The sequence below is a fragment of the Chitinophaga sp. genome (assembly GCF_039596155.1).
In the GTDB taxonomy this organism is placed as follows: Bacteria; Bacteroidota; Bacteroidia; order Chitinophagales; family Chitinophagaceae; genus Chitinophaga.
Genome location: NZ_JBCNKF010000016.1, coordinates 161954 through 171961, shown reverse-complemented (window position 1 = coordinate 171961; position 10008 = coordinate 161954). Strand labels below are relative to the sequence as shown.

Here is a 10008-nt window from a genome sequence, read left to right as displayed (position 1 = left end):
TGACCAGCTCCGCTTTTCTCTATAAAAAATATATCCGCCATGATGCAGGGTATTTTCATCAACGAATTTACCGTCTGCGGTAAAGCCGGTATCATCCCAATAGTCAATATGATCGCCTTTGATCTCGTAACGCCCGGTGTAGGCGCTCTGCCTGTTGCCGCGTGCTTCATCGTATCTGCCATTGGGTAAAAGTTCCTGCCTGATATATTTATCAGCCGTCATCCACATACCCAGGTACTTTTGATTATCCATAGTTTTATGTTTTTGATAAAGCAAAATTAGCCTGGGAGGTTGGGGGAACTATTGCGAAGTGAAAACAAATACTTACAAAATTCAAACAGTCTGTTCAGACACGAGTTTATCCAATGTGGCATAGGTCGCTTTCATCCCATCTTCCATACCCATTTCCAGCACCTGTTCGAGGTCGGCGAGTGATTTGAAGGTCAGCACACTTTGTACGACGGTCGTATCTTCTTTGCCAGTGAAGGTAACCCTCCAGTCGGCACCGGGAATAGCAGTATTGATGGTGCCGTTTTCATCGCAGAAAGCATCAGAAAACGACAATTCACCCGGGGGCTGGATTTTTTTGTATTGTGTCATACCCCAGTATTCGTTGCCGTCGGCATCTACCATTTTGTAATGCCAGTGTCCACCTTCCCGGAAGTCCATTGACCTGGTTACAGTGCTCATTGGCTGGGGAGCAAACCATTGCTCCAGTAATTCCTGTTTGGTGTAATAATCCCAAAGTCGTGCACGATCTGCCGAGAACTCGCGTTGGATGGTGAGGGTGTTCTTTTCCCTGTCAGGGGTGTAGTTAAACATTATATGGAGGATTTAGTTTTTGATTGCTACAATGGTTCCGTCTGGCTTTACCTGGTATTGTTGTTGCGGCGTACCCGCTTCATTTTTCTGCTTCCTGGAATAAAGATGAACGACATGATCTTTATCTATTACAAAATACAACAAACGCTCGTCATCTACCTGACCAATCTGAAGTTTGGCTATTATTTTATAGTTAACGACGGTAACGAGGTAGTATCGTTCTACGTCAGTTTGTGTGTATGCAATAATATAAGGGTGTATGGCTTCTATGTCAGGTAAAATAAAATAGTCAGTAGCATCTTCATCAATCGCTTCTTCTACAATCGATTTCAGGCTGGCATCGTTCTCTATGGGATAGGAAGGATAGTTGGCGGCACATTTACTTTTATCTTCCGGGTAAACGCAGGCTTTATAATATTCGTCGAAGTCAAAAGGCAATTTCACGGGTTGTGTCTCTAAAGGAACTACTTTCTGTGCCCGTTGTTGCCAGACCGAGAGCGGAAGACGGCTTCCCTCTACAGGTTCATCTACGAGGATATCTTTGCAGTCCTGCGTATTTACATAGAACGTGAAATAGTTCTCTCTATGAAATTCGCTATTAAAGCCCACATGGATTTCATAATAGGCATTCCCATCAATATTGGTCGTGTCTGTGATGAAAGATATGCCTTTCTGGTGGTGGGTCAACGAGTCGAGATAATGTGCCTGCCTGATCACTTCAGGGATGTTCCGGACATTGGCAATGGCCTGTTCTTCTGAGCAGGTGGCTGCGGAAGGACCTTTTTTTTCTTTTACACCTTCACAGGCTATGCAGGAAACGAATATGGCGGCTAGTAAGTATTTCATATGACCCGAACTAAAGATAAGTATATTTAAGCATCGTGCTGCTTCTTTTACTGCTGATCCGCCAAAGGGGATGCTGATGTCCACGGCTATAAGTTAACTTCCTGCCTGTAACAGCTATTATGTAAAAATGTATAAGAACTTCCGACATCCGTATAAATCCGTCTATTTCCGCTCTCATAGCTTTGTGTGATCAAACAAACAAAACACATGGCAAAGACAATATTCATTACCGGTGCCTCCCGTGGATTCGGTCAATTATGGGCAGCCGCCTTCCTGGAAAAGGGACACCAGGTAGTAGCAACAGCACGCGACCTGCGTTCTTTAGATAATCTTGCAAAGCAGTATCCCGACACGCTCCTGCCCTTACAATTGGATGTCAATGACCGTGCGGCTGATTTTGCAGCGATCGCACAGGCAAAGGAACATTTTGGTAGCATTGATGTACTGATTAACAATGCGGGCTACGGTTTGTTCGGTAGCATTGAGGAAACGACCGAGCAACAGGCACGTGCGCAAATGGAGACCAACTTTTTCGGCCTGCTCTGGCTGACGCAGGCAGTGCTACCTGTTATGCGCGAGCAGGGACATGGCCACATCATCCAACTTTCCAGCGTATTAGGCCTCGTTACAGTACCTGTTCTGGGGTTATACAATGCTTCCAAATTTGCTGTAGAGGGCCTGAGCGAATCACTGGCACATGAAGTGAAATCGTTCGGTATTCATGTAACCCTGGTAGAGCCAAACCAGTTCTCTACGGATTGGGCCAGTGCTTCTGCGACAGTGACGACTCCAATGCCTGCGTATGATGGTGCAAGGGCCTGGTTACAGCAGGCAGTCACAGAAGATGGAATCGGTATCCCGGAGGCTACGGTACCTGCTATCTTACAACTGATTGATAGCGAAAACCCTCCATTACGGTTATTGATGGGCAAACAGGGTCATCCGTGGATCAGGCAGGTATATGAAGCCCGGTTTGCAGAATGGGATGCCTGGAAGGAAACTTCACTCGCAGCCCATGGCAAATAAACCTATCTTTGATAAGATCTACGCCCGGCATGGGCGTAGATCTTCTAATGTAGTATTTTATGCAGCACTTTAGCAGTCTCGCAGATATGCATCGTTTTAACGGCATCGCCGTGCCGGAGAATCCGCTTTTCAGCGCTATCCGATGTGTGAATCGTTGCAATTTAGGTGACAGGGAGTTTACGTCGGACTTTTACATGATTGCACTTAAGAAACTTACAGCTGGTGTGATCCTGTATGGTCGTACCAAATATGACCATGATACTGGCAGCATGTCTTTTATCAAGCCCCGTCAGGTAGTGGAATTTAAAAACCTGGAATTTGAGGAAGATGCCTTTATGATCTTTATTCATGAGGATTATTTGTCAGGCAACAAGCTTCACAACGAAATTAGTGGCTACGGTTATTTCGATTACGAGATCAATGAAGCGCTGCACCTTTCTCCCAGGGAAGAACAGGTCATGTGGGATCTTTATCTCAAAATAGAGAATGAATACCTCAACAATACGGATGAATACAGCAGGGATATCATATTGACACATATTGATTCCATGCTGAAATATTCACAGCGTTTTTATAAGCGGCAGTTCATCAACCGTGCAAAACTGTCCGGTAAAACAGTATCCCAGTTTAATGAGGCCATGGCTAAATACTTTCAGGGTGGGCAGGGGTTGCCAACCGTGAGTATGCTGGCAGGCCAGCTGAATATCTCTCCCAGGTATCTGAGTGACTTGCTGAAACAGGAGACGGGGAAAACCGCTATTGAGAATATTCATATTTACCTGATCAATGAGGCCAAGAACAGGCTGAAGAGTCAGCAGCAGAATATTTCGGAGATCGCCTATGAACTGGGTTTTGAAAATGTGCCTTACTTCTCAAGGTTGTTTAAGAAAGAAACGGGGATCAGCCCTAACCAGTTCAAAAAACAGCTGATCAATTAAAGGGGTTGTTGTGAAGTGATTGCCTGGTTTGATCAGGAGATACGCTGGTCCGGCTCTTCGGCAGCTAGTTAAATGATTGCCTGAACTGCAAAGGAGATACTTTTGCCTTGACCTTGAAAAACTTACTGAAGGATTGTGAATGTTCGAATCCTAGCTGGAAAGCAATCTCAGAAGCAGACAGTGTAGTAGTAGACAATAACTCTTTGGCTTTTTCAAACAGCTTTGCCTGAATCAGTTGCTGGGCATTCTGACCAACAAGCGAGCGTAGCATATCGCTCAGATAACTGGTAGAAAGGTGTAGCTGATCTGCCAGGTATTGTACAGATGGCAGTCCCGTCGCATCACTATCAAAATAATTATTCAACAGTTCTTCTATTCTTTGCAACAGGTCGTTGTGCACGACCTTACGGGTAATGAACTGGCGCTTATAATAGCGATTTGCGTAATTCAGCAATAACTCGATATGGGAGATAAGCACATCCTGACTAAAATCGTCTATCCTGCTATTCAGCTCTACGTCGATCATTTTAAAGATAGCAATGATCGTCTCTTTTTCTTCTTCAGAAAGATGTAAGGCTTCATTGGTGGAATAGGAGAAAAAACCATATTGCCTTATTTTTTTGGCGATCGGGTAATTCAGCAGGAAATCAGGATCTATCAGCAACACATAGGCAGAACAAACAGCAGCCTCGTCTCCATGCTGCCCGATGATCTGGCCGGGTGCCGCGAAGAGCAAACCGCCTTCATCAAAATCATAGTAACTCTGGCCGTACCGGATCCTTCCGCTCAGTTTTGGTTTATAAGAGATCTTGTAATAGTTCAACACATGTGGGCCTATAGGCGCATTATCAATCCGGGTAGTAGTGCCATTGATGAGACTTACCAATGGATGCTTTGGCGCCGGCAGCCCTACCTCCCGGTGCAGCTCTGTCAGGGAGCTCAGTTGATACAGGTGTTTTTCCTCTTTTTTCATGGTCATTCAAAGATATCTTTAATTTGTTTTCCTTTGATTGGAAACGGAGATTTTCTACCAGGCAGGGCGATGAGGCCAGTTATTGCCGGAGGTAATGATCGTACAAAGATGGGCAGGAATTATTTTCGAGGTGTATCTCTATCGGGGGACTTTGTAGTATAACAGAGGTATGTCATCAGGCGAGGTGAAAATAACGAAGGTACCGGGTTTGGCAACCGCAAATAACTGGTTGAAGATAAGCGGGCATATTGCGCATGTGTTGCTGCATAAGCAGGGGACTTAACAAAGGCGGAACCGGGCCTCCCTCCTCTCCTTTTATGCAACCAGGTCAATCAATAAGCCGTTTGCGGATCCTGCTTAAGGATTGCGGTTTAACACATACGTAAGAAGCTATATAATATTGGGGAATGCGCTGGGCGATATCGAAATAAGTGTCCATGAACTTCTGGTAACGGACCTGGGGCTTATCGTTGTATAGTGAGGAAACCTGTTGTATTACATTTGTAAATACCTGTTCTATAGCCAGACGGCCGAACCTTTCAGCATGTTCCACTTCCTGGTAGAACTTTTGCAGGTCATCTCAAGTGATGGTAAAAATAGTCGAATCTTCCAGGGCCTGTATATTGGCTATCGTGGGCATTTTTGGCAGAAAACTTGGATAATCGCACACCCATTCTCCTTCTTTATTAAAGTAGTAAGTCAACTCCTCTCCATTGTTGGAAAGGTAGTACCTGACGAGTCCTTTTTCAATAAAGACCACGCGGCGGCACACTTCTCCTTCCTTTAACAAATATTCCTCCTTATTCATGTGCTTTTTATGAAACAAGGTCTTGATCACTTCCTCGTCTGCTGCAGACAGCGGTATACAGCTTTTGATATTTTCGATGAGCGGGTCCATCAGCGGGATTTAGTTTACAAAATAAGATAAGGCCTCCTGATTTTTACATCTGAAGGCCTTTAATTTCTCTTTATTGATTATTTGAGTATCACAACAGCGCTTACCAGATCCTGATCCGCTTACTCTCATCCACATACATACTGTCACCAGGTTGTACATTAAATGCGGTATAAAAAGCGGGGGTATTCATCAGCGGGCCATTTACACGCCACATGGGCGGGGAATGCGGATCGTTATTCACCCAATAGCGCAGGTATTCGTCTTTCATTTTCACCCGCCAGATCCTGGCTATTGAAAAGAAAAATCGCTGATCAGGGGTAAAGCCACCGATCTTAGTAGTATCCTGGCCTTGTTTGGTCATTTTAAAAGCATCGTAGGCTACAGCGATCCCGCTGAGGTCTGCTGTATTTTCTCCTACCGTGAGCGCGCCTTTTACGTGAATGCTATCAAGCACGGTGAACTTGCTGTACAGGTCAATCACCTGTTGTGTTTTGGCTTTAAACTTCTCGTAGTCGGCTGGCGTCCACCAGCTTTTCACGTTACCATCTTTATCGAACTGTGCCCCCTGGTCATCAAAAGTATGTGTCATTTCATGACCAATGACCATTCCGATACCGCCATAGTTAAGCGCATCATCTGCGTCGTTATCGAAGTAAGGAGGCTGCAGGATGCCAGCCGGAAATACGATCTCGTTGGCGAGCGGGTTGTTATAAGCGGTCACCGTAGAAGGGGTGGTATACCACTCGGTCTTGTCAACAGGTTTGCCAAGTTTGCCCAGGGCATACTGGAAGTTATTGGCTGCCGCGGAGACTACGTTTTCAAAATATTTGTTCCTTACAACAGTTACATTTTTGTAGTCCCGCCACTTGTCGGGGTACCCGATTTTTTTGGTGATAGCGAATAGTTTTTCCTTTGCCTTTTGTTTTGTGCTGTCGCTCATCCAGTCCAGTTTATCCACCCTGTTGGAGAAGGCTTTCTGGAGATTATTGACTAGTTCCAGCATGCGTGTTTTAGCAGATTCGGGGAAATATATTTTTGTATATAACTGTCCCAATGCCTGTCCGAGATAGCTGTCTACCGCGCCTGACATGATCTCTCCGCGTGTTTTCTGCACGGCCTGCCCGGTCAGGGCTTTATTATATTCAAACGATGCATTTACAAATGGTTTGCTGAGATAATCCGCGTAATTACTTATATAATTTGCTTTCAGGTATATTTTCCAGTCCTGGATCGGGATTGATTTGAGGAGTGCGTTCAACTTATCATAATAAGCTGGTTGACCGACGTTTACTGAATCCATGGTCGCTCCCAGATGTTGGAAGAAGGCTGTCCACCCTATATTTGGTTGTTGCTTATTTAAATCAGCCACTGCTGTCTTATGAAAATTGCCTTTTACATCCCGCAGCTCAATATTTGTTTTATGGGCGGTAGCCAGTTGTTGCTGGATATTGTAGACAAGGGCTGCATTCTTTTGCGCAGCTGCCGTATCACTTCCGGTCAGTGCAAAAAGCGCTGCCAGGTATTTTTTATAGGCCAGTTGTATAGCAACGGTCGCAGTATCGGTCTTGAAATAGTAATCCCTGTCAGGCATACCTATACCGGTTTGATAAATATGGCCCATATTCATGCGGCTGTTTTCCTGGTCGGGATATACCTGGAAATCAATGAGGGACACATTTGACAATCTGGTTTCTTCTGCTATGAAGGTGAGCATATCAGCCGTACCTGTGAGGGCGTTGATACGATCCAATCCGGGTTTTAACGGGTCGAAGCCACGCTGGTTCACGGTGTTTGTATCCATTCCCGCGGCGTAGAAATCCCCGATCTTCTGTTCCAGGCTACCAGCGGGGTTATTGATCTTAGATACGCTATCGAGGATGCCCTGCAGTTTGAGGCGTTGCTGATAGTTCATGAACCGGTATGCGCCTACACCAGACTGGCTGGGTGGGATTTGAGCGGTGTCGTACCATTTTAAATTCACATAGTTATAGAAGTTGTTGCCCGGCCGGATAGCAGAGTCGATCCCTTCTATGGCGATGAAAGGAGGGACTGTTTTTCGGGTTTGGCAGGCAATCATGGAAATCAGGAAAACGGATAGTAAGAATCTGTTTTTCATATAGATTTTGATTGATGGCAAAATGATGTTATGGTTGATAAAGATATTACTTTATTAAATAGATCAGGATTGAAAGTAGTTATCAGGCTATATTGGGCAATGACTTGATAAGTACGTACAGCAGCCGGGGAGCTTTCCCCTGTTTACCGGGTAGTATTTTCCGGCCGGCACTCTCCCTTTCGGCTACAATCCTGCGACATTTGCATACATCCGATCGCCTTTAATGACCCAACTTTGCTGTAACAAAAACAGCCAATATGGAATTACAGCATAACACTATTCTGATCACCGGGGGCACGAGTGGATTCGGTTTTGAATTTGCCTCCCGGTTGATTGCGATGGGAAATACGGTGATTATCACCGGCAGAAACAACCAGAAATTACAGGAAACCAGGCGCAGGCTACCGGGTGTACATACCATACAAAGCGACGTAAGCAAGCCGGCTGATATTGCCAGCTTATATGACGACGTAATACGTGCATTCCCCGACCTGAACATCATCATCAATAATGCCGGCGAAATGCGGCAGCTTGTGGTCCACGATGCGCACGACCTGTATGATGTTACGCGCGAGATCGACATTAACCTGATGGGCCCTATACGCATGATACAGCAGTTCCTGCCGCATCTCAAAAAGCAAAAAAATGCGGCTATATTGAATGTTACTTCCGGTATTGCACTGATGGCTTTCCCGTTAACGCCTGTTTACAGCGCGAGCAAATCCGGACTTCGCGCCTACACCCAAAGCCTGCGGGTGCAATTAAAACACACAGGAATTAAGGTCTTTGAACTGGTTGCCCCTGGGTCGCCAACGCCTTTAAACGAAAAATTCCTGCAAGTGGATGGATTTGATCCGAAGGGATTAGTTCCTGTCAAACAGGTTATTGATGAAGCCATTAAGGGTCTGCAGAGGGATCAATTTGAGGTGTACCCCGGTCCGCTGAAATTCCTCCGTTTTATTATCCGGCTTTTCCCGGGCATGGTAGTTAATTACGCGAGCAAGGTCGGTGCAAAGGCGATGGCAGGTAGTTTAAAAGATTAAAACAAATCTCATGATCACGAAATTAATCACTATAGCGCTGCTATTCATATCGGCGGGGCTCAGCATTAAACATGGCATAGATGCATTCCGGCCCGCTACTGCCGAGCAAGCGCAAATGATGGAGTCGCTCGGCATCAGCACGGATTATGTTCCATACCTGGGTGTACTTTCCTTACTGATCGGTCTCCTTTTGCTGTTTCCACAAACTTATTTTATCAGTAATTTAATGAATGCGATCATCATCCTGCTGATCATGGCTTTTTCTTTACGCGGCGGCTATGTGAAAACCGCGGTGATTGAAATACCGTTTCTGGCTATGCCGCTGCTATTGATCTGGTTAAAATATCCATTCAGCAGGTAGATAATTCCTTCATCATTATAATTGTTAAATTTGACTATGGCTAATCAGCAACCCTACAGAATCAGGTCCATAGCGGAGGTGCATCAGCTGATGGGGCTTTCCAGACCGCAGCACCCGCTCATTGGGGTAATTGACCTGAACGGTTTGAAAGATGATAAGAATATTCCGGCCGTCACGTTCGACTTTTACGTGATATCAATGAAAAGAGGCTGTAACAAGTTATTGTACGGGCAGCAGAAATATGACTTCGATGAAGGTCTGATGGCATTTATGTCGCCCGGGCAAGTCCTTCGCGGCGATGAAACTGGCGTGCCTGATCAACTGGAAGGCTGGATGCTGTTCGTGCACCCTGATTTTTTATGGAATACTCCGCTGGCAAAAAAGATCAGGCAATATGCCTATTTTGGTTATGCCGCTAATGAAGCCCTTTTCCTGTCGGATAAAGAGGAAGGGATCATTAACGGGATTGTAGACCTGATCAAACAGGAGTACCACGCTAATATTGACAGGTTCAGCCAGGATGTGATCATTGCGCAACTGGAACTGCTATTGACATATGCACAGCGGTTCTATGAGCGACAGTTTATTACCCGGAAGATTAGTAACAGTAAGCTGCTGGAACGGTTCGAGGAAATACTGGCGGATCATTTCGGGGACGAAGAACGGCTATCCAAAGGATTACCCTCTGTGCAGGGCATTGCTGATTCGCTTAACATTTCTGCGAAATACCTCGGTAGTCTACTAAAACAACTTACGGGGCAAACTACCCAACAACATATTCATGAAAAGCTGATTGAAAAGGCAAAAGAAAAGCTATCTACATCAGCACTTTCGGTGAGTGAGATCGCTTATAGTTTAGGTTTTGAGCATTCTCAATCATTCAGTAAGCTGTTTAAAACCAAGACGCGGTTGTCGCCGCTCGAGTTCAGGGCTTCGTTTAGTTAAAGGGATTTCACACTACCGGTGCATCCGGATAAAAAGGGGT

General features: G+C 45.3%; 11 protein-coding genes. 5 read left to right on the top strand and 6 right to left on the bottom strand.

The window, feature by feature from the left end; translation table 11 throughout:
* From ABDW33_RS16950 to ABDW33_RS16940, 3 genes are all read right to left on the bottom strand, one after another.
* The coding region (locus tag ABDW33_RS16950) for an Atu4866 domain-containing protein (protein WP_343691266.1) at positions 1-252 on the bottom strand (252 nt) is incomplete at its 3' end.
* An 81-nt stretch (positions 253-333) separates the two neighbouring features.
* Positions 334-822 (bottom strand): SRPBCC domain-containing protein, encoded by a 489-nt coding sequence (locus ABDW33_RS16945; RefSeq protein WP_343691265.1) that lies wholly within the window; start codon positions 820-822, stop codon positions 334-336.
* Positions 823-834: 12 nt separating this feature from the next.
* Positions 835-1668 carry a hypothetical protein gene (locus ABDW33_RS16940; protein ID WP_343691264.1) on the bottom strand — a complete coding sequence of 278 codons (834 nt, stop codon included), beginning with the start codon at positions 1666-1668 and terminating at the stop codon, positions 835-837.
* Positions 1669-1875: 207 nt separating this feature from the next.
* On the opposite strand from ABDW33_RS16940, the gene ABDW33_RS16935 reads away from it, so the two are divergent.
* Together ABDW33_RS16935 and ABDW33_RS16930 are read left to right on the top strand one after the other, a co-directional pair.
* On the top strand, positions 1876-2694 hold the full coding sequence (locus ABDW33_RS16935) for an SDR family NAD(P)-dependent oxidoreductase (RefSeq protein ID WP_343691263.1): 819 nt from the start codon (positions 1876-1878) through the stop codon (positions 2692-2694).
* 59 nt (positions 2695-2753) lie between these two features.
* The gene (locus ABDW33_RS16930) at positions 2754-3632 is read left to right on the top strand and encodes a helix-turn-helix transcriptional regulator (RefSeq protein WP_343691262.1); all 879 of its coding nucleotides are present in this window, start codon (positions 2754-2756) and stop codon (positions 3630-3632) included.
* A 64-nt stretch (positions 3633-3696) separates the two neighbouring features.
* Here ABDW33_RS16930 and ABDW33_RS16925 read toward each other — a convergent pair whose 3' ends face one another.
* From ABDW33_RS16925 to ABDW33_RS16915, 3 genes are all read right to left on the bottom strand, one after another.
* Complete coding sequence (locus ABDW33_RS16925; RefSeq protein WP_343691261.1) at positions 3697-4605, bottom strand: helix-turn-helix transcriptional regulator; 909 nt, start codon at positions 4603-4605, stop codon at positions 3697-3699.
* A 580-nt stretch (positions 4606-5185) separates the two neighbouring features.
* A complete protein-coding gene (locus ABDW33_RS16920; protein ID WP_343691260.1) occupies positions 5186-5503 on the bottom strand; it encodes a cyclic nucleotide-binding domain-containing protein in 318 nt (105 codons plus the stop codon).
* Between the two features lie 100 nt (positions 5504-5603).
* Positions 5604-7619, bottom strand: a complete 2016-nt coding sequence (locus tag ABDW33_RS16915; RefSeq protein ID WP_343691259.1) for a M13 family metallopeptidase — start codon at positions 7617-7619, stop codon at positions 5604-5606.
* 257 nt (positions 7620-7876) lie between these two features.
* Between ABDW33_RS16915 and ABDW33_RS16910 the strand changes: the two genes are divergently transcribed.
* The 3 genes from ABDW33_RS16910 to ABDW33_RS16900 are packed head-to-tail and all read left to right on the top strand — an operon-like array spanning position 7877 to position 9968.
* Positions 7877-8662: an SDR family NAD(P)-dependent oxidoreductase gene (locus tag ABDW33_RS16910; protein WP_343691258.1), complete on the top strand. Its 786-nt coding sequence runs from the start codon at positions 7877-7879 to the stop codon at positions 8660-8662.
* A 10-nt stretch (positions 8663-8672) separates the two neighbouring features.
* Positions 8673-9023: a hypothetical protein gene (locus tag ABDW33_RS16905; protein WP_343691257.1), complete on the top strand. Its 351-nt coding sequence runs from the start codon at positions 8673-8675 to the stop codon at positions 9021-9023.
* Between the two features lie 36 nt (positions 9024-9059).
* On the top strand, positions 9060-9968 hold the full coding sequence (locus tag ABDW33_RS16900; protein ID WP_343691256.1) for a helix-turn-helix transcriptional regulator: 909 nt from the start codon (positions 9060-9062) through the stop codon (positions 9966-9968).
* Positions 9969-10008 lie beyond the last annotated feature (40 nt).

What these genes read in the sequence shown, in the direction of transcription:
- ABDW33_RS16905 (WP_343691257.1), top strand. Translation starts at nt 8,673, where the DNA reads ATGATCACGAAATTAATCACTATAGCGCTGCTATTCATATCGGCGGGG.
- ABDW33_RS16920 (WP_343691260.1), bottom strand. Translation starts at nt 5,503, where the DNA reads ATGGACCCGCTCATCGAAAATATCAAAAGCTGTATACCGCTGTCTGCA.
- ABDW33_RS16940 (WP_343691264.1), bottom strand. Translation starts at nt 1,668, where the DNA reads ATGAAATACTTACTAGCCGCCATATTCGTTTCCTGCATAGCCTGTGAA.
- ABDW33_RS16900 (WP_343691256.1), top strand. Translation starts at nt 9,060, where the DNA reads ATGGCTAATCAGCAACCCTACAGAATCAGGTCCATAGCGGAGGTGCAT.
- ABDW33_RS16930 (WP_343691262.1), top strand. Translation starts at nt 2,754, where the DNA reads ATGCAGCACTTTAGCAGTCTCGCAGATATGCATCGTTTTAACGGCATC.
- ABDW33_RS16945 (WP_343691265.1), bottom strand. Translation starts at nt 822, where the DNA reads ATGTTTAACTACACCCCTGACAGGGAAAAGAACACCCTCACCATCCAA.
- ABDW33_RS16915 (WP_343691259.1), bottom strand. Translation starts at nt 7,619, where the DNA reads ATGAAAAACAGATTCTTACTATCCGTTTTCCTGATTTCCATGATTGCC.
- ABDW33_RS16925 (WP_343691261.1), bottom strand. Translation starts at nt 4,605, where the DNA reads ATGAAAAAAGAGGAAAAACACCTGTATCAACTGAGCTCCCTGACAGAG.
- ABDW33_RS16935 (WP_343691263.1), top strand. Translation starts at nt 1,876, where the DNA reads ATGGCAAAGACAATATTCATTACCGGTGCCTCCCGTGGATTCGGTCAA.
- ABDW33_RS16910 (WP_343691258.1), top strand. Translation starts at nt 7,877, where the DNA reads ATGGAATTACAGCATAACACTATTCTGATCACCGGGGGCACGAGTGGA.